Here is a 23,376-nt window from a genome sequence, read left to right on the forward strand (position 1 = left end):
CCCTGCCCCCTGACGTACCGCTCCTCCTGCGGCACGCTGCGGCGCGCTGCGCCACCCTCCGCGGTCCTCCCGCCCGAGGGGTGTGAGAAGGGGCCCCTTCTCGACCGTACGCGTTAAGAAGGGGCCCCTCCTTGCACCTCAGGCGGGGCGGCCGAAGCTGTGGATCGGGCCGTCGTCGACGCGCTTCATCTTCACCGGGACGCCGGCCCGGGAGGCGTGCACCACCCAGCCCCCGCCCACGTACATGCCGACGTGGTGCAGGTCGGAGTAGTAGAAGACCAGGTCGCCGGGGCGCAGGTCGGCGCGGCTGACCTTGGCGGTCACCGACCGCTGCTGGGCCGCGTTGTGCGGCAGCGAGACGCCGGCCTTCGCCCAGGCGGCCAGCATCAGCCCTGAGCAGTCGTACGAGTTCGGGCCCTCGGCGCCCCAGACGTAGGGCTTGCCGATCTGGGCGCAGGCGAACTTCACCGCCGTCCCCGCGCCGCCACCCGGATAGCTCGCCGGGCAGGGGGCGGGCTTCAACGGGCCGCCGCCTCCGTTGCCGTACACCTTCAGCCGCAGCTTCTGCAGGCGGTCGATCTCGGCGTTGATCTGCTTCTTCTTCGCGGCGAGCTGGGCCTCGGTGCGGGTGAGCTGGGCGACCATCTCGTCGAGAGGCTGCTTCTTCGCGGCCAGCTCGTCGCGGAGGTCGACGACCGCCTGGACGTCGTGCTGCTGGCGCTGGGCGAACCGGTCGAGCAGCTCCAGCTGCCCCATCATCTGGCTCGGCGTGCGGCTGCCCAGCAGGGCGTTGACCACCGAGATGTTGTCGCCCTTGTACGCCTCGGCGGCGAGGCCGCCGACCTTCTTCAACGCCTCGTCCACCTGGCGCTGGAGCGGCCCGATCCGCGCGGCGAGCGCGTCGGCCTTCTTGCGCTTGGCGGCCAGGTCCTGGCGGGTGGCGTTGTGCCGCTCGATGATCGGTTCGAGCTTGTTCCAGTCCTCGTCGATCTGCCGCTCGATCTCGGCGACCGAAGGGTCGGCGTGGGCCACGGTCGGTGCGCCGGTCAGGACGACGGCGACGCCGACGAGGGCGGCGAGGACGGTGGTGCAGCGTGACCAGCGGGTACGCGGCGCAGCCGGCATCCGGTCGGCGTCGGCCGACCGGCGTGACGGGCGCCGCGGGGCATGGAGTGCCACCGGGCTCCGTTCTCCTTCTTCCTCTACCGCCTACCGGGTTAGCTGACGGGTTCGGGCGGGAAGGGAGAGCGCCCTACCGCAGCGCTGCTGCGGATTCACCCCGGCGTACCTGGGTCCCCGGCTCGCCCGGAGGCGACTCGGCGGTGTCGCACCGTCACCGCCCGGCTGGGCGGTGCAGCTACCGGCCGACAATTGGCCAGAGTAGAGACGATCGCCATCGATCCGCAACCCGACCGGCCGTGACACACCGTACAGGCCCGTGGCCGGCGTCGATGTCCGCCGCACGGCGAAGGCCCCCGGTCTGGTGACCGGGGGCCTGCGGGTGGTGCTGCGCGGCGCGGCCTTCGCGGGGGCCGGGCCGGGTCAGCCGGGTCGGCGGAAGCCGGCCACCGGCATGGTGTTGATGCTGCTCACGTTGACCGGCTTGCCGGCGCGGGGCGCGTGCACCATCTTGTCGTTGCCGATGTAGAGGCCGACGTGGTGCAGGTCGCTGAAGAAGAACACCAGGTCACCGGGGCGGGCCTCGGAACGCGGGATGGCGCGGCCCTCGTTCCACTGGGCGCCGGTGAAGTGGGTCAGGTGGATCCCGGCCGCCTTGTAGGCGAACTGGGTCAGGCCGGAGCAGTCGAACGAGTTCGGGCCGGTGGCACCCCAGACGTACGGGTCGCCGACCTGGGCGCAGGCGGTCTTGATGGCGGTGCGGGCAGCGGCGCTGACCACGCCGGTGACCGTCGGGCAGCCCTCGGTGGACACCACGGTCTTCGGCATCGACGCCTGGAGCCGCTTGATCTCACCGTTGATCTTGGTCTTCTTCGCCGCCAGTTCCTTGGTCTGCTTCTCCTGGGAGACGATGAGCGTGTCGAGCTTCTGCTTCTCGGTGTCGTACTTCGCCCGGACGGCGAGCACGCCCTCGACCTGCTTGCGCTCCTGCGCGGCCAGCCGGTCCAGGATGGTCAGCTGCTCGGCGAGGGTGCCCGGCTTGGTGCTGACCAGCAGCGCGCCGATGTCCTGCGACGGGCCGGAGATGTAGTAGCGGGAGGCGAGGTCGCCGACGCGGTTCATCGCCAGCTCTGTCTCAAGCGCCAGCGGCTCGATCTTCTTCTGCACCTCCGCCGCCTTCTCGCGGTTCACCTTGAGCTGGGCGCGGACCTTGTTGTATTGCTCGATGGTGGGCTCAAGCTGCTCCCACTGCTTGTCGATCTGCGCCTCGATCTCGTCCACCGACGGCTCGGCGTACGCGGGCGCGGTCAGTGTCCCGGCGCCGACGGCGACCGCCGCGACCAAGGTGAGCAGGCGGCGTGCGAAACGGCGGGCACCACCCGGGCGAGCGGTTGACCGTTCCGGGGCATGACGATGAGGGGGCATGGTTGCCACCGGCACCGACTCCTTCGCAACCGACCGCCGGGCGCCTCGCGAGAGGGAAGATCGAGGCAGACGACCCACAGCGGTCAGCGCCTCACATTAGGGGAGTCCCGCGCGAGGAATCAAGGCGGGTCGGCACACCGTGACGCCCCGCAAACCCTTCCTGCACAACGGGTGTGGGCCGCGCGGCGACGACGGAGAAGACGGGCACCGTGGCGGCCGGTCCGTCAGCCGACGATGGCCGTCAGCACGTCGTCGAGCGTCACCACCCCGAGCGGGCGGCGGCCGTCGCTCACCAGCACCATGTGCCGCCGCTCGCGGCGCATCGACAGCAGCAGGTCGGCCAGCGTACGGTCCGGCGGCACCACGGCCAGCGGGTGGTAGACCCCGGCCGGCACGGGGGCGCGGCGCTCCGCCCCCGCGTACCCGAGGACGTCCTTGACGTGCACGAAGCCGAGCACCCGGCGGGTGGCACGCTGCACCACCGGGAAGCGGGACCTGCCGGTCCGGGTGGCCAGCACCTCCAGCGAGGCCGGCGACACGTCCTCGGCCACTGTGGTCACCGTCGACCAGGGTTGCAGGGCGTCCGCCGCCGTGCGGGTGTGCAGCGCGAGCGCCCCGGTGATCCGGGCGTGCTCCTCGGCGTCGAGCAGCCCCTCCGTCCGGGCCTGCGACACGAGACCGGCCAGTTCCTCGGCGGTGAACACCGTCTTGACCGCGTCCGTCGCCTCGACCCGCCAGATCCGCAGGACCTGCCGCGACGCCCACTTCATGGCCAGCAGCAGCGGCTTGGTCGCCGTGCAGAACGCCAGCATCGCCGGGCCCAGCCAGAGCGCCGACGGCTCCGGCCCGGCCAGGGTGATGTTCTTCGGCACCATCTCGCCGACCACGGTGTGAAGGAAGACCACCACGCCGAGGGCGATCAGGAACGCCAACGGGTGCACGGCACCGTCGGGCAGGCCCAGCGCGTGGAACAGCGGCTCGATCAGGTGGGCCAGCGCCGGTTCGGCGATCGCGCCGAGGCCCAGCGAGCAGATGGTGATGCCGAGCTGCGCCCCGGCGATCATCAGCGGGATCTGGTTCATCGCCGACAGCGCCCAGCGGGCCCGCTTCGAGCCGGCCGCCAGGGGTTCGATCACCGTCCGCCGGGAGGCGATCAGCGCGAACTCGCTGCCGACGAAGAACGCGTTGCCGAGCAGCAGCAGCACGGTTACCAGCAGTTCAGGCATCGTCCCCGGGCTCCTCCGGGCGCAGCACCCGCACCTGTTCGATCCGGTGCCGCTCCACCTCGACCACGGTGAACTCGTACCCGCCCTCCTCGACCGTCTCGCCGGCCACCGGGATGTGCCCGAGCCGGGCCATCAGGAAGCCGCCGAGCGTCTCGTAGGGGCCCTCGGGGAGCCGGAAGCCGGTCTGCTCGACCAGTTCGTCCTCGCGGAGCACCCCGTCGACCAGGACGGTCCGCTCGCCGCCCGGCACGGTCAGCTCGACCGGCCCGACGTCGTCGACCGCGTCCGGGTCGAACTCGTCGGCGATCTCCCCGACCAGCTCCTCCACCAGGTCCTCCACGGTCACCACGCCGTCGGTGCCGCCGTACTCGTCGACGACGATGGCCAGGTCCGCGTTGGCAGCCTTGAGGGCGGCCAGGACGCCGTCGAGGTCGAGGCTCTCCGGCACGTACACGGGCTCCCGGGCGACCGACGCGACGGTCGTCCGGGCCCGGTTCGCCAGCGGTACGCCCAGCGCGTCCGGCACCGCCGCGACGCCGGTGACCAGGTCGAGGGTCTCCTCGAAGACGGGGAACCTGGTCCGGCCGGTGTGCTGGGCGAGGGTCAGCAGCTCGGCGACGCTCGCCGTGGCGCGCAGCGCGATCACGTCCACCCTGGGGGTCATCGCCTCGGCCGCCCGCTTGTCGCCGAAGCGGATGGTGCGCCGCAGCAGCATCGCGGTGTCCGGCGGGAGCGCGCCGGCGCGGGCCGAGATCGCGGCCAGCAGGCCCAACTCCTCGGGGGACCGGGCGCTGGCCAGCTCCTCCTGCGGTTCCACCCCGAGCCGGCGGACCAGCGTGTTCGCCGAGTTGTTCAGCCCCCGGATCAGCCACCCGAACGTCCGGGAGAAGCCGCGCATCCCCCGGGCGGTGGCCAGCGCGGCGGGCATCGGCCGGGCCAGCGCCAGGTTCTTCGGCACCAGCTCGCCGAAGAGCATGGACAGCAGGGTCGCCAGGGCCAGGGCGAGGAACGGGGTGAACCGGTCGGCCGCCGGCCCCAGCGGGTGCAGCGCCGGGGCGAACAGCCGGGCCAGGGCCGGCTCGGCCAGGTATCCGGTGAGCAGGGCGGTGATGGTGATGCCGAGCTGGGCACCGGAGAGCTGGAAGGACAGCTCGTGCAGCGCGCGGCGGACCGTCCTGGCCGCGCCGTCGCCGGCGGCGGCCCGTCGGTCGATCTCCGGCCGGTCCACCGTGACCAGGGCGAACTCGGCCGCTACGAAGAACGCGTTGCCCGCGGTCAGCAGCACGAAGCCGACCAGGGGCAACACCGTGGCAACCAGAAGACTGTCGATGATCGGTTCACCTCGGCAGGATTGTTCCACGACGGGCCGGGCCGCACATCACTACGCGCGGCACCGGCCTCGTCGGGTCAGCTGCCGGAGGTGGCGGTCTCCTTCTCGCCGGCGGCGTCGGCCGGCTTGAGCGAGCGGAGCAGCACGCTGGCGACGTCGACGACCTCGACCTGCTCACCGGCCCCCTTGCCGTTGACGCCGTCGTTGAGCATCGTCGAGCAGAACGGGCAGCCGACCGCGATGGTCCTCGCCCCGGTGGACATGGCCTCCTCGACCCGGTCCACGTTGATCCGCTTGCCGATCTTCTCCTCCATCCACATCCGGGCGCCGCCGGCGCCGCAGCAGAAGGAGCGCTCGCTGTTGCGCGGCATCTCGACGATCTCGCCCTGGACGGAATCGCCGAGGACCTCGCGCGGGGCGGCGAAGACCCGGTTGTGCCGTCCCAGGTAGCAGGGGTCGTGGTAGGTGACGCCGCCGTCGACCGGCTGCACCGGGGTGAGCTTGCCGGCGCTGACCAGGTGGGCCAGGAGCTGGGTGTGGTGCACCACCTCGAACTCGCCGCCGAGCTGCCCGTACTCGTTGCCGAGGGTGTTGAAGCAGTGCGGGCAGGTCGCGACGATCTTGCGCTTGCTCTTCTCCCGGCCGTCGAACGCCTCGTTCAGCGTCTCGACGTTCTGCTGGGCGAGCATCTGGAAGACGAACTCGTTGCCGATCCGGCGGGCCGGGTCGCCGGTGCAGGTCTCGCCCTCACCGAGGATGGCGAAGGAGACGCCGGCCTCGTTGAGCAGGGTCGCGACCGCCCGGGTGGTCTTCTTGGCCCGGTCCTCGAACGCTCCGGCGCAGCCGACCCAGAACAGGTATTCGAAGTCGTCGACCTCGCCGACGCGCGGCACCTCGAAGCCGAGCCCCTTGGTCCAGTCCTCGCGGGTGTTCTGCGGTGCGCCCCAGGGGTTGCCCTTGTTCTCCAGGTTGCGCAGCATGACGCCGGCCTCGGACGGGAAGCTCGACTCGATCAGCACCTGGTAGCGGCGCATGTCGACGATGTGGTCGACGTGCTCGATGTCGACGGGGCACTGCTCGACGCACGCGCCGCAGGTGGTGCAGGACCAGAGCACGTCCGGGTCGATGATGCCGCCGTCCTCGGCACCGCCGATCAGCGGCTTCTCGGCCTCGGCGAGCGCCAGCACGTCCACGTGGGCGAGCTGGGCGGCGGTGGCCTTCTCCTCGCCGGTGAGGTCCTTGCCGCCGCCGGCCAGCAGGTACGGGGCCTTGGCGTACGCGTGGTCGCGCAGGCTGAGCACGAGCAGCTTCGGCGACAGCGGCTTGCCGGTGTTCCAGGCCGGGCACTGCGACTGGCACCGCCCGCACTCGGTGCAGGTGCTGAAGTCGAGCAGGCCCTTCCAGGTGAACTGCTCGACCTGGGCGACGCCGAACTGGTCTTTCTCCGGGTCGGCCTCCTCGAAGTCGAGGGGCTTGCCCTGGCTCATCATGGGCCGCAGCGCGCCGAGGCCGGAGCCGGCCCGGCCCGGGTCGCGCTTGAAGAAGATGTTGAAGAAGGCGAGGAACCGGTGCCAGGCGACGCCCATCGTGACGTTGAGCGCGATGACGATCAGCCAGGTCATCGAGATGGCGATCTTGATGAGGGCGGCGATGCTGACGCCGGCCGACCAGTCGGGCAGCAGCGCGCCGACGGCGTGGCTGACCGGGGTGGCCCACAGCGGGTACTCGAAGTGGTCGGTGGCCACCTTGAAGCCCCGGATCACGAAGCCCATGATCAGCACGGCGAGGACCACGGCCTCGACGAAGTAGCCCTGCCACATGGTCGAGCCGGTGAACCGGGAGCGCCCTCCCGGCCGGGAGGGCCGGTTGCGGACCCGGATCGCGATCAGGACCAGGATGCCGACCGTGCCGAGCACCGCGATCAGCTCGGTGACCAGGCCGTAGACCGCCAGGCCGCCGATCAGCGGCAGGCCGCCGGTCGGGGAGACGACCTCGAAGTATGCCTCCAGGACCAGCAGCGACAGCACGATGAAGCCGACCATGACGAACCAGTGCGCGGCGCCGACCACGCTCCAGCGGAGCATCCTGGTGTGGCCGGCGGTCTCGGCCAGCATCGTCTTCGTGCGGGTGCCCCGGTCGGCGAACCGCTCCGGGGCGGGCTGGCCCAACCGGACGACTGCCACGATCTTCATGACCGCGCGTACCGCAAGCCACACCGCCACGGCGGTGATGGCGGCCGCGAGGATCGTGGTGACGATCTGGACGCTGCCCATCGAGTTGGCCTCCCGGTCTGCTGCCTGTCGAGCGGCTCGGCGGCCGGGCCGGGTCAGGGGCGCGACCGGCGCAGCGCCTTCGTCGCACCCCGACCGGACCGGTCGATGACCTCGCTCCGCTCGGTCATGCAGTGCAGCCTACGCGAGAGTTACCCGACAGTAACGTGAGTCATCTCGCAGCTGAGCCGCGCCGCCCTGCGGACACCATAGGGTGCCCGCCGCCGAAACGCCGGGCAGGGGCCCGGCGGGGTGGCGTGGATCGTGCCGGAAGGCAGGCCGGGGGTCAGGCTCCAGCCCGGCAGGTGACGGCCGGGCCCGCGGGGTCAGCGCCAGCGGGAGAGCAGGACCAGGGAGGCGACCATCGCGCCGAAGCCCACCGCGAGGTTCCAGTAACCCCACGACATGACCGGGTATTCCTGCTCGGAGAGGTAGTAGACCACCAGCCAGCCGATGCCAGCGACGATCAGGGCGACCGCCGTGACCGGCAGCCAGACCGGGCTAGGCTTGCGCGTCGCCGCCGTCGCCGTCGGACGCACGTCCGTCGGCGGGGTGTACACCTTCTTCTTGCGGACCTGAGACTTGGGCACGACGCTCTCCAGAGGGGTGACGACCTCGTCCGGCCTGACAACCGGGCGCGGGGGCGACGGTCCATGGCCAATAATGTTCGACAGCTAGCGTAGTCCGGATGACCCGTTCAAGCCATGAATGGGGTCAGGCCGATGCACGGAGTGACCGAAAAAGGCGGGACTGTTCGGGTCGCCGCACCGGCCCGCGTCGTCGCGGGCCGACACGAGACGACGCGGAAGGAGCGCTCGGTGGAGTACACGTCCGGCGCGGCCTCCTGGCAGAAGGTTCTCCGCCGGGCGGTCGTCGGCCTCCTGCCCCGGCGTCCCCGGCAGCGGCGTCCGGGCTGGTCGATCGGCGTGCCGCTGATCGCCGCCGCGGCCGGGCTGCTGTTCACCACCACCGCGACGACCGCCGGCGGCACCGCGCTGCGCGAGGACCGCCGACCCCAGCTCACCCAGCTCATCGAGGACCGCCGGGTGCAGGTCGCCGCGAGCGAGCGCCGGGCCGCCCAGCTCCGGGCCGAGGTCGAGGAGGAGACGGCGACCCTGGCCGATTCCGACGGCCCGATCAGGGAGCAGCGGGACCGCGCCGCCGCCAGCCGGCAGGACGCCGGGTTCACCGCGCTCACCGGGACAGGCGTCACGGTCGAGCTGAACGACGCCGTACGGCGCGCGGACCAGGAGCTGCCCGACGGCGCCACCAACGACGACCTGGTCGTCCACCAGCAGGACGTGCAGGCCGTGGTGAACGCGCTCTGGGCCGGCGGCGCGGAGGCGATGTCAATCATGAACGTCCGCGTCCTCGCCACCAGCGCGGTACGCTGCGTAGGTAACACCCTGCTGCTCCATGGGCGGGTGTACTCCCCTCCATTCAAGATCGTTGCAATCGGCGACCCCGCTGCGCTCCGGCAGGCCCTCGCCGCGTCTGAGGGAGTGCAGATGTTCAAGGGCGCGGTCAACGACTTCCAGCTGGGCTACCGGGAGACCGTCTCGACGGTCACGGTGCCGGCGTTCGAGGACTCGACAGCCCTGCGCGCGGCGACGGTGCCCCGGTGACCCGGAGGCCCGACGACGGCTGGGACGGCCAGCACCGGGGCCGGCAGGAGGAGGACACGGCCTTCCTCCCCAGGCTCGACCGCGCCGAACCGGCCGCCCGTGGGCCGGCGTCCCCCCACCCGACCGCCCCTGGCGTGGCTAATCCTGGCCCGACGGGTCCTGGCCCGACCGCACCTGGCCCGGCTGCCGCCGACGCGGTGGCCGCCGCTCCGCCGGACCCGTCCCGCCCGGAGCGGCCCGGCCCGACCGGTCCCTGGCCCACGCCCGTGCTGACGCCCCGCCCGGCGGTGCCCCACGCCCAGCGGCCGGCGACGCCCGGCCGGGCACCCGCGGAGGCGGCCCCGCCCCTGGCCGGGCCCCGCGCCCAGCAGCGGCCCGCACCGGCCCCGGACCCCGGGCGCGGCACCGACTGGTTCGCCGGCACCCCGCAGCGGCCCGCATCCGGGCCACCGGCCCCGGCCCACCCCCCGATGGGCGCTCCCCCGCAGGCCCCGGCCGCGCGACCGCCCGTGGACGCCCCGGCCCGCCGGCCGGCGGCCGAGCCCGACCAGACGCCGTACGGACGTCCCTCGGGCAACGGCGCCGAGCCCGGGCGGGCACCGTACGAGCGACGGCCTGTCGACGGCGACGCCGGGTTCGGGCCGGGTCACCGCCCGGCCGAGCTCAGGCCCGCGCCCCGTCCGGCGACCGACACCGACGGTCCCACGGCCTTCCTCCCCCCGATCGAGGCGCGCGCCGCCGACCGCTCCGGGGCACCTTTCTCCCGTGGGTCCGGCTTCCCGGGCACCGCGCCGCCCGACGCGGTCAACCGTCCCCCTGCGGACCGCCGCCCCGGCCCGGTGCCGCCCGCCGCGGACCGCCAACCCGGCACCCCGCCGCACGGCACCCCGCCGCCCGGGGCGGTCGACCGCACCGGCCCGGTGTCGCCCGCTCCGGTGTCCCCCGGGGCGGGGCGTCCGGTTCCGCCGGGCGGCAGCCCTGGTCACCCCGTCGACCCGGCGGCCACCGCCGTCATCCCGGCGGTGCCCCCTCGACCTCCGGCCCCCGACGCGACCGCGCTGATGGGCGCGGTGCCGCGCCTGCCCGACAACGGCGACGAGGCCGCCACCGACGGGGAGCCGGCCGAGCCGCCCCGGCCGCGGCGCGGCGAGCGGGTGGTCCAGCTCCGGGCCGAGCAGACCGACGAGGGCTACAAGAGCGTCTACTCCGACCTCACCCGCCCGACGTTCTGGAGCCGGTTGCGCACCGGGGTCCGGTTCACCGGCGAGCTGCTGATCACCTTCGGCCTGGTGGTACTCCTCTTCGCCGGCTACGAGGTGTGGGGCAAGTCGGCCATCGTCGACGCCCACCAGAACGACCTCAGCAACCAGCTCGCCCAGGCGTGGGGTCCCACCGGCGACCCGACCGTGGCTCCCAGCGCGAGCGCGTCGGCGAAGCCGAAGCCGCCGGCGCACGGCAAGCCCATCGCCGGGCTCTACATCCCGAAGCTCGACAAGAACTGGGTCGTGGTCGAGGGGGTCACCCAGCAGGACATCCGGTACGCCCCGGGCCACTACCCGGACAGCGCGATGCCCGGCGAGGTGGGCAACTTCTCCGTCGCCGGCCACCGCAACCGGGCGACCTTCTGGCGGCTGGACGAGCTGAACCCGGGCGACGCGATCGTCGTCGAGGGCAAGACCGAGTGGTACGTCTACCAGGTCTACAAGTCGCGCATCGTCAAGCCCAACCAGGTCGAGGTCGTCGCTCCGGTGCCGATGCAGCCGGACGCGAAGCCGACGAAGAAGGTGCTCACGCTGACCACCTGCAACCCGAAGTTCGACAACTACCAGCGCCTGATCGTGCACGCCGAGCTAACCCGTACGCAGCCCAAGTCGGCGGGTCAACCGGCGGAGCTGGGGGGCTGACGATGTACGCCTGGATCTGGCGCAAGCTTCCGCTGGGCGTGCCCGGCAAGCTGATCGGCTCACTGCTGCTGGCCACCGCCACGGTGGCCCTGCTCTGGTATGTGGTCTTCCCGTGGGCGGAGCCGCTGCTCCCCTTCGACGACGTGCAGGTCACCCAGGACTCCGGGGTGCCGGGCGGCGGCTCGGGCGTGGACGGCAACGCCCCGCCGGCCGGCGACGAGCACGACCTGCCGTACGACACCGAGCAGAACAACACCCCGCCCCCCTCTCCGAGCAGGTGACGATGCGCGTCCTGGTGATCGACAACTACGACTCGTTCGTCTTCAACCTCGTGCAGTATCTCGGCCAGCTCGGGGTGGACTGCGAGGTGCGGCGCAACGACGAGATCGACGTCGAGGAGGTGGGGCGGGTCGGCGCGGCCGGCGTCCTGCTCTCCCCGGGGCCGGGCAGCCCCGACCGCGCCGGCATCTGCCTCGACGTCATCCGCCGGTACGCGGGCGAGCTGCCGATCTTCGGCGTCTGCCTGGGGCACCAGGCCATCGGCGAGGCGTTCGGTGCCACCGTGGCCCGCGCCCCCGAGCTGCTGCACGGCAAGACCTCCGAGGTCACCCACCGCGGCGTCGGGGTGCTCGCCGGCCTGCCGGATCCGTTCACCGCGACCCGCTACCACTCGCTCGCCGTGCTGCCCGAGACCCTGCCCGAGGAGCTGGAGGTCACCGGCTGGACGGGCTCGGGGGTGGTGATGGCGATGCGGCACCGCACCCTGCCGATCGAGGGCGTCCAGTTCCACCCGGAGTCGGTGCTGACCGAGGGCGGTCACCTGATGCTGGCGAACTGGCTCGCCGCCTGCGGCCACCCGGAGGCGCTGGAGCGCGCCCCGGCGCTGGCCGCCGAGGTGGACGCGCGCCGTCTCGCCGCCTTCGCCGCCGCCTGACCGGCTCCCGGTTCCCCGCGCTGGGCGGCGCGAGCTGGGAGCGGCCTGTCGGCGACATGGGGCGATCCAGGCTCGAAGGATGGCGCCATGTCGCCAGCATGGTGTGGATCAACGCGCTCGTCTGTCGGCGAACGCGTTGATCGACGAGCCTCGGCCGGCGTCAGTCCTGGTTGAGGCGGACCGGCGGGGTCGGGAAGGGCAAGCCGCCGCCGTTGCCGCCACCCCCGCCGTCGATCGGCGGGGTCGGCGTGGGCGTGACGGGCGGGTTGCCCGTCGGCTCGGTCGGGTCGGGGGTGGGCTCGGGGATGTCGACCTCGATGGTGACCCGCTTGCCCCGCTCCAGCTCCGTGCCGCCCCGGGGGTTCTGACCGGACACCTTGCCGGCCTGGTCGGCGGGGACCTCGTCGCCGTCGACGATCTTCACCACGTAACCGGCCTGCTCCAGCTCGCGCTTGGCGTCGTCGGCCGAGGAGCCGACGACGTTCGGCACCTGCCGGACGTTGCCCCGGGAGACCTCCACGGTCACGGTGCTCTCCTCGGCGACCTTGGTGCCGGACTTCGGGGAGACGTTCGTGACGATCCCCTCCGGCGAGGAGCTGCTGACCTCCTTCTTGTTGACCTTCAGCTTGAGGGCCTCGAGCTGCTGCTCGACGTTGTCGAACTGGGAGCCAACCAGCCCGTTGGGGATCGTGACCTCCGGCTTGCCGGAGCAGAGCTGGATGGTGACGCCCCGGCCCTTCTCCAGCTGGGCGGTGGGCGGGGGGTTCTGCGCCGCGACGGTGTCCTTCTTGCAGGTGCTGTTGGCGATCGGGTCACCGACGGCGGGGACCAGGCCGGCCTGTTCGAGCTGGGCCACCGCCGCCGCCTGGGTCTGGCCCGTCAGGTCGGGGACAGCGATCTTCTCGGTGCCGCCCTGGCTCATCAGGTAGGCGGTGACCAGGGCGATGACCGCGAGCACGCCGAGCGCGGCGAAGGTGGCGATCACCCAGGAGGACGCCCGGCGCTGGCGCGGGTCGCCGACCCGGGCCGGCATCTGCTGCCGGGTGGCCGCGCCGCCGACGACCTGGGTCGGGTAGCCCGACCCGGCGGCCGACATCGGCGCGGTCTCGGCCTCGCGCATCACCGGGGTGGCGAGCACCGGCCGGCCGGCCGCCGCGCGGAGCAGGTCGGCCCGCATCTCGCCGGCGCTCTGGTAGCGGTTGAGGGGGTTCTTCGACAGCGCCTTGAGCACGATCGCGTCGACGGCGGGGTTGACGTCGGGGTTGATGTCGCTCGGCGTCGGCGGGGCCTCCCGCACGTGCTGGTACGCCACGCTGACCGGGCTGTCCCCGACGAACGGCGGGTGGCCGCAGAGCAGCTCGAACAGCACGCAGCCGCCGGCGTACACGTCGGAGCGGGCGTCGACCGCCTCGCCGCGCGCCTGCTCGGGCGAGAGGTATTGCGCCGTGCCGATGACCGCGCTGGTCTGCGTCATCGTGGTGGCGCCGGAGGCCAACGCCCGGGCGATGCCGAAGTCCATCACCTTGACCTGGCCGGTCTGGGTGAGCATGACGTTGCCGGGCTTGATGTCGCGGTGGATGATCCCGTGCCGGTGGCTGAACTCCAGCGCGGCGCACATGTCGGCGCAGATCTCCAGCGCCCGGCGCGGCTGGAGCCGCCCCTCGACGCCGAGCACCTCCTTGAGGGTCCGCCCGTTGACGAACTCCATCACGATGAACGGCAGCGTCTCGCCGGTCGGCCCCGTCTCCTCGCCGGTGTCGTAGACCGCGACGATGGCCGGGTGGTTGAGCGAGGCGGCGTTCTGCGCCTCCCGCCGGAACCGCATCTGGAAGGTGGCGTCGCGGGCCAGATCGGCCCGGAGCATCTTGATCGCGACGTCGCGACCGAGCCGGAGGTCACGGCCGCGGTGCACCTCGGCCATGCCGCCGTAGCCGAGCAGCTCGCCGACCTGATACCTGCCACCGAGCAGGCGGGCCTGCGCTGTCATCGCGTCTGTCGTCCTTCGCTCGTCGTCGTCTCGCCGCCGCCCGGCAGGAGTCGTTCCACTCGACGGTACGGCGTCCCGGACGGATCGTCGCGCCCACCGGCCTGCAGCGCGCCGGACGCCACGGCCCGGGCACCGGACCCGCCGGGGTCACCGGCTGCCGCATTCTTCCGCAGGTTGTAGGAAATCACGCCGGAGCAGAGCAGGACCAGTGTGGCCACCAGGATGAACAGCCAAACCGCCCCTGACCTGGACCGCTGCGGCGGGGCCGGGGGCGGGCCGGGCTGGCGGGCGTACGCGAGGGGGTTGGCCTGGTGGACCGGGGCCGGCGGCGGCACGGTCGCCGCGCCGCGCGGGTAGGCCGGCTGGTTGGCCACCGGTGGACGGGGCACGCCGGCCGGCGGGTGGGGCTGCTGGTGCACCACCGGCGGGCGGGGCTGGTGGGTGACCGGGGGACGCGGCTGCGGCGGGGCCGACGCCGGGACCGGGCGCTGCTGCGGCGGGCCGGAGGTCGGCACCGGGCGCTGCGCCACCGCGGGCGGCCGGGGCTGCTGCCGGGACGCGGGCGGCACCTGGGCGCGCGCCTGCGGGCCGGCCGGGGACGCCGGGGCGGCGGAGACCTGCCCGACGTGGCCGCCGCCACGGGACTGCTGCCCCAGCGCGAGCTTCGCCTGCCGGGCCACCCCGGCGAGGGCGGCGGCGCTGGGCCAGCGGGCGGCCGGGTCCTTCGCCATGGCCCGCTCGACGATGGCCCGCACCGGGGGCGGGATGTCCGCCGGCAGCGGCCGGGGGGTGTCCCGGACGTGCTTCATGGCGATTTCCAGCGGATTGTCGCCCTCGAACGGCCGCCGGCCGGCCAGGCACTGGTAGGCGACCACGCCGAGGGCGTAGACGTCGGAGGCGGGCGTGGCCACCGCGCCGGTGGCCTGCTCGGGGGAGATGTAGGAGGCGGTGCCGAGCACCGAGCCGGCGGCGGTGAGCTGGGCGACCAGCTCCGACCGGGCGATGCCGAAGTCGGTCAGCACGAGGGTGCCGTTGGGCCGGACCAGCAGGTTTCCGGGCTTCACGTCGCGGTGCACGATGCCCTTGCAGTGCGCCGCGTGCAGCGCGTCGGCGGCCTGGGCGAGCAGGGCCATGGTGCGAGCCGGGGTGAGCCGGCCGACCCGGCCCAGCGTCGAGGAGAGCGCGTCGCCCTCGACGTATTCCATCACCAGGAAGGCGATCTGCTGGTCGTTGCCGAAGTCGTAGACGTCAACCACGCCGGGGTGGTTGATCGTGGCCATGGTGCGGGCCTCGCCGCGGAAGCGCTCGGCGAAGTCGGGGTCGTCGAGCAGCGCCGGGAGGAGGCTCTTCACGGCGACCGTGCGGCCGAGCACCTGGTCGGTGCCGCGCCACACGTCGCCCATGCCGCCGCTGGCGATCCGCTCGTCGAGGCGGTAGCGGTTGCCGAGCTGGACCCCGGGGCTGAGCATGTCAGCGCCCCCCGGAGTCGGCGGCCGCCGCCTGCATGATCTTGCCGGCGATCCGGGCCGCCTCGGCGCTGCCGCCGCTGCCCGCCTCCTCCAGTACCACGCAGACCGCGGAGACCGGGGTGCCCTTCGAATCCAGGGCGAAGCCGATGAACCAGCCGTGGTCAGGGGTCTGCGGGCCCGACTGGGCCGTGCCGGTCTTGCCGCCGACGGTGTAGCCGTTGAACTTCGCGTTGCGGCCGGTGCCGTTCTCCACCACGCTCACCATCATGTCGCGCAGGTCCGACGCGACCTGCCCGCTGACCGGCTGGCGCAGCTCGCGCGGCTTGGCCGTGTAGTAGCTGGTGGTGCGGTCCGGTGCGAGGAGCTGCCGCACCAGGTAGGGCCGCATCTGGCTGCCGCCGTTGGCGACCGCGCCGGCGATCAGGGCCCCCTGCAACGGGGTCATCTTGACGTCCCGCTGACCGATGGAGGACTGGGCCAGCGCGGCCGGGTCGGTGCTGCCGTCGGGGCCCTGCATGGCCCCGGTGCGGCTGGCCGCCACCGGCAGCCCGCCCTCGCCGAGCTGGCCGACGGTCAGGTCGTCCTGCTCGAAGCCGAACTGGCGGGCCTTCTCCTTCACCGTGTCCGCGCCGAGCTCCACGCCGAGCTTGGCGAAGCCCGTGTTGCAGGACTCGGTGACCGCGCTGATCAGGCTGACCTCGGACTCCGGGCAGATCGACGGCACCGCGTTGCGGATCGGGGTGCCCGAGGTCGGCGGGGTGTAGCTGGGGCCGGCCGAGATCTGGGTGTTCTTGCCGATGCCGTTCTCCAGCGCGGCGGCGGCCACCACGATCTTGAAGGTGGAGCCCGGGGGCAGCACCTCCGACAGCGCCCGGTTCTTCAGCGGGCCGCCCTCGGCGCTCTCCAGCTTGTTGTACGCCGCCGTCGCCTCGTCCGTGTCGTGGCTGGCCAGCGGGTTCGGGTCGAAGCTGGGCATGGAGACCAGCGCCTGCACCGCGCCGGTGCGCGGGTCGAACGCGATCGCCGCGCCCTTCTTCGCCCCGACCTGGTTGTTGGACAGCCCGTTGAACGCGGCGTCCTGGGCCCGCTTGGAGAGGGTCAGCAGCACGTTGCCGCCGCCCGTCTCGTCGCCGGTGAACATGTCCTTGATCCGGTTGGCGATCAGCGCGTCGCTGGTGCCGGCGAGGAAGTCGTTCTCGACCCGCTCGATGCCGGTGTCGCCGAGGTTGACCGGCTTGTAGCCGAGGACGTGCGCGTATTTCTCGCCGCCGGGGTAGGTGCGCAGGAACCGCAGCTTGCCGCCCGTCTCCTTGCTGGTGGCGAGCGCCGTGCCGCCGGCCTCGATGTTGCCGCGCTTGCGCTCGTACTCGGCCACCTGGACCCGGCCGTTGTAGTCGCTGTTGCGGTATTCGTCGGCCTTGTAGGCCTGGATCCAGTTCAGGTTCGCGAAGAGCAGACCGAACAGGACCATCGCGACGACACCGACGCGGCGCAGGGGTGCGTTCACGGCCGGATCACCTCCGTGGGGGCACCGTGCAACTGCTCGGGTGGGCCGCCCCCTGGTCGGGCCGCCGGGCCACCACCACCGGTCACCGGGCGGCGGGCCGCGTCGGAGACCCGCAGCAGCACCGCGATGAGCAGCCAGTTCGCCATCAGCGACGAGCCACCGGCGGAGAGGAACGGGGTGGTCTGACCGGTCAGCGGGATGAGCTTGCTGATCCCGCCGACGATCACGAAGACCTGCAGGCCGAGGGTGAAGGCGAGGCCCCCGGCGAGCAGCTTGCCGAACGAGTCCCGCACGGCGAGCGCGGCCCGCAGGCCCCGCTCCACGATGAGCAGATAGACCACCAGCAGCGCGGAGAGGCCGAACAGCCCGATCTCCTCGCCGATGCCGGCGAAGATGAAGTCGTTCTGCACCTCGGGGATCTCCAGCGGCTCCCCGCCGCCCGGCCCCGCGCCGAACAGGCCGCCGCTGCCCAGCGCCAGCAGGCCCTGGACGAGCTGGTAGCCGTCCTGGTAGGGGTCGGCGAACGGGTCCAGCCAGATCTGGGCCCGCAGGTGGAAGTTGGCGAACGGCCCGCCGACGACGCCGCCGAGCACGTACGCGAGGTAGGCGCCGCCGAAGAACAGGATCAGGCCGATGAGCAGCCAGCTCACCCGTTCGGTGGCGATGTAGAGCGTCACCACGAACATGCCGAAGTAGAGCAGCGAGGTGCCCAGGTCCTTCTCGAAGACGAGCACCAGCACGCTCAGCGCCCAGACCGCGAGCACCGGCCCCAGGTCCCGCCCGCGCGGGAAGTCGATGCCGAGGAACCGGTGGCTGGCCAGCGACAGCACCTCGCGCTTGCGCACCAGGTAGTAGGCGAAGAAGGCGAGCAGCGCGAGCTTGGCGAACTCACCCGGCTGGATCTGCCCCACCCCGGGCACGATGATCCACAGCTTCGCGCCGTAGATCTCCGAGTATTTCGCCGGCAGCACCGCCGGGATCATCACCAGCACGATGCCGGCGAGGCCCAGCGTGTAGGCGTACCGGGAGACCGACCGGTGGTCGCGCATCAGCGCCAGCAGGCCGGCGGCCAGCATCACCGACGCCAGCGTCCAGGCGAACTGGCGACCGCCGTTGCCGGCGAAGATCGCCAGCGACTCCCGGTCGGCGGGGGCGGCCCGGGCCAGGTCGAGCCGGCGCAGGAAGCCCACCCCGATGCCGTTGAGCAGCGCCACCGCCGGCAGCAGGGCCGGGTCGGCGTAGGGGGCCAGGTACCGGATGACGACGTGCAGGGCGAGGAAGACGCCCGCCAGCACGGCGGTGGGGACCCAGAAGTCCGGGGTGACCGTGTCGAGCACGGTCGCCTCCACCGTCGCGCCGTACGCGGCGACGATCACCAGGGCCAGCAGCAGCAACGACAGTTCGGCGTTGCGCCGCGACCGGGCCAGGCGTACGCCGGGCTGCTCGCCCGTCGTTGCGGGCGAGGCGGCCGGTGCGGCGGCTGCGGTCACGGAGGTGTCCTCGGGTTTCTCAGCCGACGCTCACTCCGGCGACCGGCACCCGGCCGGGTCGGCCGGCGGAACCGTGTCGGAGGGCAGCACGTCGGGCGTCTCGGTGGGCGCGGGGGTCGGGGTGTCGACGGGTCGGGCGCTGCCGGAGGCCGTACGGGTCGCCCCCGGCTTGACCGGGGACCTCGTGGGCTCCGGCGTCGTCGCCTCGGGGGTCGGCGTCGGGGTCGGCTGGCAGATCGGCTTCAGGTTGGGGTTCAGCGGGTCGTCGCTGGTCAGCTCGGCCAGCCGGCGCTCGGCGTCGGGCTCGTCGCGGGCCGGGATGCCCTGCTTGACCTGCTCCTGCGCGGCGAGGGTGAGGTCGTCGAGCCGGGCGGGGCTGACGGAGTGCTCGGCGGAGAGGTCGAGGCCCGCGATCTGCCCCTGCACGCCCCGGAACACGGCCACCCGGCCGTCCTCGGTGGCGCCCACGTAGTACTGCCGCTGCGTGTACGTCCATCCGCCGAGCAGCGCGCCGCCGAGGATGACCAGCAGGGCGAGGGTCATCGCCGCGGTGCGCAGCGGGCGGCGCTTCGGGCGGTCGTCGTCGCCGTCGTCGTCGGCCGGCTCCTCGGGGGCGGGCGGCCGGGGGGCGGAGAGCGCGGAGGCGCGGGCGGCGGGGGTGGAGACGTCGGCGGAGGTGGCCATGCCCCGGTCCCGGGCGGCGGCGCCGCCGACGATCGGGCTCGCCTCGACGATGTCCCGGTCGGTGGCGTCGGCGATGATCACCGTGATGTTGTCCGGGCCGCCGCCGCGCAGCGCGAGCTGGACGAGCCGCTCGACGCACTGCTGCGGGTCGGTGTATTCCCGCATGGTGTCGGCGATGGTCTCGGCGCTCACCACGCCGGAGAGGCCGTCGCTGCAGATCAGGTAGCGGTCGCCGGGGAGCACCTGCCGGACGCTGTATTCCGGGTCGATGTCGCGGCCGTCGAGCGCCCGGGTGAGCAGCGAGCGCTGGGGGTGGCTGCTCGCCTCCTCGGCGCTGATCCGGCCCTCGTCGACGAGCATCTGGACGTAGGTGTCGTCCTTGGTGATCTGCGCGAACTCGCCGTTGCGCAGGAGGTAGGCCCGCGAGTCGCCGATGTGGACCATGCCGAGCTTGGTGCCGGAGAAGAGGGTCGCGGTCAGCGTGGTGCCCATCCCCTCCAACTGCGGGTTGGCGTCCACGGTGTCGCGGAGCTGCTGGTTGGCGGTGCCCACGGCCGAACGCAACGCGTCGACCAGGGCGTCACCGGGGACGTCCTCGTCGAGCGGCGCCATGGCACCGATGACGATGTTGCTGGCGACGTCACCGGCGGCCATGCCGCCCATGCCGTCGGCGACGGCGAGAAGCCGCGGCCCGGCGTAGACGGAATCCTGGTTACCGTCTCGGATCAGACCGCGGTCGCTGTGGGCCGCATAGCGCAGGGTCAGAGTCATGGCCGTAATTCGAGAGAGGTGCGCCCGATGCGGATCGGCACGCCGAGGGGGACGGGGGTTGGTCCGGTGACCTTAGCGCGATCGAGGTAGGTGCCGTTAGTCGATCCGAGGTCCTCGACGAACCACTGCCCGTCGCGGGGCACGAGCCGGGCGTGTCGCGCCGACGCGTAGTCGTCGGTGATGACGAGGGTCGAATCCTCGGCCCGACCGATGGTGATCTGCGCCTCGCCCAGGGTGATCCGGGTGCCGGCGAGCTGACCGGCGGTCACCACCAGCTGGTGCGCGGCCCTGCCCCGCTTCGCCTTGGCCGGCTTGGCCTGCGGCTGGCCGGTCGAGGCGCCCACGGCCCGGGGCGCGGCCACCAGCCGGCCCGACCGGGCGCCGGCGAACAGGTCCCGGCGGATGACGCCGACCACCGTGAAGACGAAGATCCACAGCAGGATCAGGAACCCGAACCGGGCGACGGTGATGACGAGTTCCGGCAAGGCGGATCAGCCGTCCACGCGGAAGGTCAGGGTGGTGGTGCCGAGCTGGATCATGTCGCCGGGGTTGAGCGCGACGGCGGAGACCCGCTGGCCGTTGACCATCGTGCCGTTGGTCGAGCCGAGGTCGGTCAGCACGACCTGACCACCGTCGAAGTCCAGCCGGGCGTGTCGGCGGGAGATCCCGACGTCGGGCAGGCGCAAGTTGGCCTGGTCGCCCCGGCCGATCACGGTCGAGCCCATCTGGAGCGGGTAGGTGCGGCCGTCGCCGGAGACCAGCCGGACGTTGCGCCCACCGCCGTGCCCCGGCGGGGGACCGTAGCCGCCGCCCTGGTCGTACGCCGGATAGGCGGGGCCGGCGTCGTAGCCGCCCTGGTCGTAGCCCGGCGCGGACACCGGTGCCACGTCGCCGCCGGTGTAGACCTCGGCGGTGACCCGGAACATGCCGGTGTCGAGGCCCTCGCCGCGCTCGATCTCGACGATCACGTCGCCGTAGACCGTCCAGGCCTGCTCGCCGATGAACTCCGCCTGCGACTGGGCCAGCTCCTGGGCCAGGGCGGCGGCGTACGGCGCCAGGCGGTTGTGGTCGTAGGGCGAGAGATCGATCACGTAGCGGTTGGGCACCAACGTGCGCCCGCCGGCCAGGATCGCCTTGTGCGCCTCGGCCTCCCGCTGCATGGCGTTGAGGATCTCCACGGGGTGGACCACCCCTTTGAAGACCTTGGCGAAGGCTCCCTCCACCAGGCCTTCCAGACGCTTCTCGAAGCGTTGCAGCACGCTCACCGGCTCCTCCTCGGGTCCCGAGGACATGATGGTATCCGGCCGGCGCGCGCGCAGCTCACACGCCGCTCGGCCGGCCGTCGCCGGCCCGTTCGAACGGGCCCTTTCCCCCGTGCTACAGTTTCGTCCGCCACGAACGGTAACCGGTCGCGGCGCAGGCCAGGGACGCCGTAGGATGTGCCGGGCCGCTGGGGACAGCGGATCCGGGGCAGGTTAAAGTGTTCCGGGTCAAGCCACGGGGAAGTGGCGGAATGGCAGACGCGCACGGTTCAGGTCCGTGTGCCCGAAAGGGCGTGGGGGTTCAACTCCCCCCTTCCCCACCAGAGCGAGGGCTCCGCGGAACGCGGGGCCCTTTCGCCGTTCCGTGGGGCCCGGCGTCCCATCCGGTGGGTGCCGGACGTCACGCTATGCTCCGATCGTTTCCCTGCCTCCGATGGACCAGGAGTGGCGTGTGAGTGTCGCGTTGGTGACCGGGTCGGGCGGCCTGATCGGTTCCGAGGCGGTCCGGCACTTCGCCGGCCTCGGCCTCGACGTCGTCGGCATCGACAACGACATGCGGCAGGAGTTCTTCGGCGCCGAGGCGTCGACCGCGTGGAACGTCCGGCGGCTGGCCGAGGAGCTCGGCGGGGCGTACGCGCACCACAGCATCGACATCCGCGACCGCGACTCGCTGGCGAAGCTCTTCGCCCGGTACGGCCGCGACATCGCCGTGGTGATCCACACCGCCGCGCAGCCCTCGCACGACTGGGCGGTGCGCGACCCGTTCACCGACTTCGACGTCAACGCCGGCGGCACCCTCAACGTGCTGCAGAACGTGCGCGAGCACTGCATCGAGGCGCCGGTGATCCACTGCTCGACCAACAAGGTGTACGGCGACCGCCCCAACAGCCTCCCGCTGGTCGAGCTGGAGTCCCGCTGGGAGATCGAGCCGGGGCACCCGTACGAGCAGGGCATCCGCGAGGACATGTCGATCGACGCCTGCCTGCACTCGGTCTTCGGCGCGTCGAAGGTCGCCGCCGACGTGATGGTGCAGGAATACGGCCGCTACTTCGGGATGCGCACCGCCTGCTTCCGGGGCGGCACGCTGACCGGCCCGGCGCACTCCGCGACCGAGCTGCACGGCTTCCTCGGGTACGTGATGCGCGCGAACATGGAGCGCCGGACGTACAAGATCTTCGGCTACCAGGGCAAGCAGGTCCGGGACGCGATCCACAGCTCGGACGTGGTGTCGGCGTTCGAGGCGTTCTTCCGCAACCCGCGCTCGGCGGCCGTCTACAACCTCGGCGGCGGCCGGCACTCCAACACCTCCAACCGGGAGGCGTTCGCCCTGGCCGAGCAGATCACCGGCCAGGAGATGATCACCGAGTACGTCGAGGCGAACCGGATCGGCGACCACAAGTGGTGGATCGGCTCCAACGAGGCGTTCCAGGCCGACTACCCGGACTGGAAGCAGGTCTACGACGTGCCGATGATCATGCGCGAGATCTACGAGGCCAACGTGGACAAGTGGGTGCCCGGGGCATGACCGACGGCAGCAAGCGCAACGTTCTCGGCGTCCTCGTCGACGCCACCGACTACGCCACCGCGACCGAGCGGGTGGTGGCGGCGGCGCACGAGCGGCGTCCGCTGGCGCTCACCGCGCTCGCCGTGCACGGGGTGATGACCGGGGTGCTCGACCCGGCCCACAACGCCCGGCTCAACTCGTTCGACGTGGTCACCCCGGACGGGCAGCCGGTGCGCTGGGCGCTCAACCTGCTGCACCACGCCAACCTGGCCGACCGGGTCTACGGCCCGCTGCTGACCCTGCACGTGCTGCGCCGCTTCGCCGAGGAGGGCCTGCCGGTCTACCTGTACGGCTCGACGGAGGAGACGCTGGCGCGGCTGATCCCCGCCCTGGAGCGGATGTTCCCGGCGCTGAAGATCGCCGGGGTGGAGCCGTCGAAGTTCCGCGCCGTGCAGCCCGGCGAGGACGCCGAGATCGCCGACCGGATCCGGTCCAGCGGGGCCCGGCTCGTCCTGGTGGGGCTCGGCTGCCCCCGGCAGGAGATCTTCACGTACGCGATGCGCCCGCTGCTGGACATGCCGATGATGGCCGTCGGGGCGGCCTTCGACTACCACGCGGGGCTGCTGCGCAACCCGCCGCCGTGGATGCAGCGGGCCGGCCTGGAGTGGTTCTGGCGGCTCGGCCTGGAGCCGAAGCGCCTCTGGCGGCGGTACGTCATCCTCAACCCGGCATACCTGGCCCGGCTGGCGGCGCAGAAGACCGGCCTGTGGAAGGCGAAGCCGCCGACCCCGGCCACCGAGCGCCCCGCCACCTTCGCCGTCTAGGCCGCCCGCGCGACCCCTACGGGACGGGCCTGCGGGACGAACAGG

General features: G+C 72.5%; 19 protein-coding genes, 1 tRNA gene and 1 riboswitch. Of the genes, 7 read left to right on the top strand and 13 right to left on the bottom strand.

Translation table 11 applies throughout. From position 1 onward, the window contains the following. Positions 1-138 precede the first annotated feature (138 nt). The 6 genes from LPA42_RS13255 to LPA42_RS13280 all read right to left on the bottom strand — a co-directional run bounded on the left by LPA42_RS13255 (position 139) and on the right by LPA42_RS13280 (position 7,960). Positions 139-1,179 (bottom strand): NlpC/P60 family protein, encoded by a 1,041-nt coding sequence (locus tag LPA42_RS13255; protein WP_077935425.1) that lies wholly within the window; start codon positions 1,177-1,179, stop codon positions 139-141. A gap of 12 nt (positions 1,180-1,191) precedes the next feature. Continuing rightward, positions 1,192-1,332, bottom strand: a riboswitch (cyclic di-AMP (ydaO/yuaA leader). A 210-nt stretch (positions 1,333-1,542) separates the two neighbouring features. Beyond that, complete coding sequence (locus tag LPA42_RS13260) at positions 1,543-2,559, bottom strand: NlpC/P60 family protein (protein WP_077935424.1); 1,017 nt, start codon at positions 2,557-2,559, stop codon at positions 1,543-1,545. A gap of 209 nt (positions 2,560-2,768) precedes the next feature. After that, positions 2,769-3,770, bottom strand: a complete 1,002-nt coding sequence (locus LPA42_RS13265; protein WP_043961086.1) for a hemolysin family protein — start codon at positions 3,768-3,770, stop codon at positions 2,769-2,771. Further along, positions 3,763-5,073 carry a hemolysin family protein gene (locus LPA42_RS13270; protein ID WP_043963668.1) on the bottom strand — a complete coding sequence of 437 codons (1,311 nt, stop codon included), beginning with the start codon at positions 5,071-5,073 and terminating at the stop codon, positions 3,763-3,765. The genes LPA42_RS13265 and LPA42_RS13270 overlap by 8 nt, the downstream gene beginning before the upstream one ends. A 104-nt stretch (positions 5,074-5,177) precedes the next feature. Beyond that, positions 5,178-7,373, bottom strand: coding sequence for a (Fe-S)-binding protein (locus LPA42_RS13275; protein WP_077935423.1), 2,196 nt, complete (start codon positions 7,371-7,373; stop codon positions 5,178-5,180). Between the two features lie 323 nt (positions 7,374-7,696). Continuing rightward, positions 7,697-7,960, bottom strand: a complete 264-nt coding sequence (locus tag LPA42_RS13280) for a cell division protein CrgA (protein WP_043961083.1) — start codon at positions 7,958-7,960, stop codon at positions 7,697-7,699. A gap of 228 nt (positions 7,961-8,188) precedes the next feature. Between LPA42_RS13280 and LPA42_RS13285 the strand changes: the two genes are divergently transcribed. From LPA42_RS13285 to LPA42_RS13300, 4 genes are all read left to right on the top strand, one after another. Beyond that, complete coding sequence (locus tag LPA42_RS13285) at positions 8,189-8,995, top strand: DUF881 domain-containing protein (RefSeq protein ID WP_077935422.1); 807 nt, start codon at positions 8,189-8,191, stop codon at positions 8,993-8,995. A gap of 266 nt (positions 8,996-9,261) precedes the next feature. Next, positions 9,262-10,899, top strand: coding sequence for a class E sortase (locus LPA42_RS13290; protein ID WP_228986586.1), 1,638 nt, complete (start codon positions 9,262-9,264; stop codon positions 10,897-10,899). A gap of 2 nt (positions 10,900-10,901) precedes the next feature. Then, the gene (locus LPA42_RS13295; RefSeq protein ID WP_043961080.1) at positions 10,902-11,180 is read left to right on the top strand and encodes a hypothetical protein; all 279 of its coding nucleotides are present in this window, start codon (positions 10,902-10,904) and stop codon (positions 11,178-11,180) included. Between the two features lie 2 nt (positions 11,181-11,182). Beyond that, entirely contained in the window at positions 11,183-11,833 is a 651-nt protein-coding gene (locus tag LPA42_RS13300; protein WP_077935420.1) for an aminodeoxychorismate/anthranilate synthase component II, read from the top strand. Between the two features lie 160 nt (positions 11,834-11,993). Here the strand turns inward: LPA42_RS13300 and pknB are convergent, their stop codons facing one another. Genes pknB through LPA42_RS13335 form a run of 7 tightly spaced genes read right to left on the bottom strand, consistent with a single transcriptional unit; the run spans position 11,994 to position 21,033 of the window. Further along, positions 11,994-13,820, bottom strand: coding sequence for a Stk1 family PASTA domain-containing Ser/Thr kinase (pknB, locus tag LPA42_RS13305; protein ID WP_077935419.1), 1,827 nt, complete (start codon positions 13,818-13,820; stop codon positions 11,994-11,996). Further along, positions 13,817-15,289, bottom strand: a complete 1,473-nt coding sequence (locus LPA42_RS13310; protein ID WP_228986587.1) for a serine/threonine-protein kinase — start codon at positions 15,287-15,289, stop codon at positions 13,817-13,819. Before LPA42_RS13310 ends, pknB begins: the two co-directional genes overlap by 4 nt. A 1-nt stretch (position 15,290) precedes the next feature. Next, positions 15,291-16,796: a penicillin-binding protein 2 gene (locus LPA42_RS13315; RefSeq protein WP_077935417.1), complete on the bottom strand. Its 1,506-nt coding sequence runs from the start codon at positions 16,794-16,796 to the stop codon at positions 15,291-15,293. Then, positions 16,793-18,286, bottom strand: coding sequence for an FtsW/RodA/SpoVE family cell cycle protein (locus LPA42_RS13320; protein ID WP_077935416.1), 1,494 nt, complete (start codon positions 18,284-18,286; stop codon positions 16,793-16,795). Before LPA42_RS13320 ends, LPA42_RS13315 begins: the two co-directional genes overlap by 4 nt. A 30-nt stretch (positions 18,287-18,316) precedes the next feature. After that, positions 18,317-19,741 (bottom strand): PP2C family serine/threonine-protein phosphatase, encoded by a 1,425-nt coding sequence (locus tag LPA42_RS13325; RefSeq protein ID WP_228986588.1) that lies wholly within the window; start codon positions 19,739-19,741, stop codon positions 18,317-18,319. Next, a complete protein-coding gene (locus LPA42_RS13330) occupies positions 19,738-20,226 on the bottom strand; it encodes an FHA domain-containing protein (RefSeq protein ID WP_074475676.1) in 489 nt (162 codons plus the stop codon). The genes LPA42_RS13325 and LPA42_RS13330 overlap by 4 nt, the downstream gene beginning before the upstream one ends. 6 nt (positions 20,227-20,232) lie before the next feature. Continuing rightward, positions 20,233-21,033 (bottom strand): DUF3662 and FHA domain-containing protein, encoded by an 801-nt coding sequence (locus LPA42_RS13335; protein WP_043961072.1) that lies wholly within the window; start codon positions 21,031-21,033, stop codon positions 20,233-20,235. A gap of 207 nt (positions 21,034-21,240) precedes the next feature. Here LPA42_RS13335 and LPA42_RS13340 point away from each other — a divergent pair. The 3 genes from LPA42_RS13340 to LPA42_RS13350 all read left to right on the top strand — a co-directional run bounded on the left by LPA42_RS13340 (position 21,241) and on the right by LPA42_RS13350 (position 23,331). Beyond that, a tRNA-Leu gene (locus LPA42_RS13340) sits at positions 21,241-21,326 on the top strand. Positions 21,327-21,454: 128 nt separating this feature from the next. Continuing rightward, entirely contained in the window at positions 21,455-22,528 is a 1,074-nt protein-coding gene (locus LPA42_RS13345) for an NAD-dependent epimerase/dehydratase family protein (RefSeq protein ID WP_043963666.1), read from the top strand. Then, positions 22,525-23,331 carry a WecB/TagA/CpsF family glycosyltransferase gene (locus tag LPA42_RS13350; RefSeq protein ID WP_077935415.1) on the top strand — a complete coding sequence of 269 codons (807 nt, stop codon included), beginning with the start codon at positions 22,525-22,527 and terminating at the stop codon, positions 23,329-23,331. The genes LPA42_RS13345 and LPA42_RS13350 overlap by 4 nt, the downstream gene beginning before the upstream one ends. Positions 23,332-23,376: the final 45 nt, after the last annotated feature.

This window comes from Micromonospora sp. DH13 (assembly GCF_020873825.1).
Taxonomy (GTDB): domain Bacteria; phylum Actinomycetota; class Actinomycetes; order Mycobacteriales; family Micromonosporaceae; genus Micromonospora; species Micromonospora haikouensis.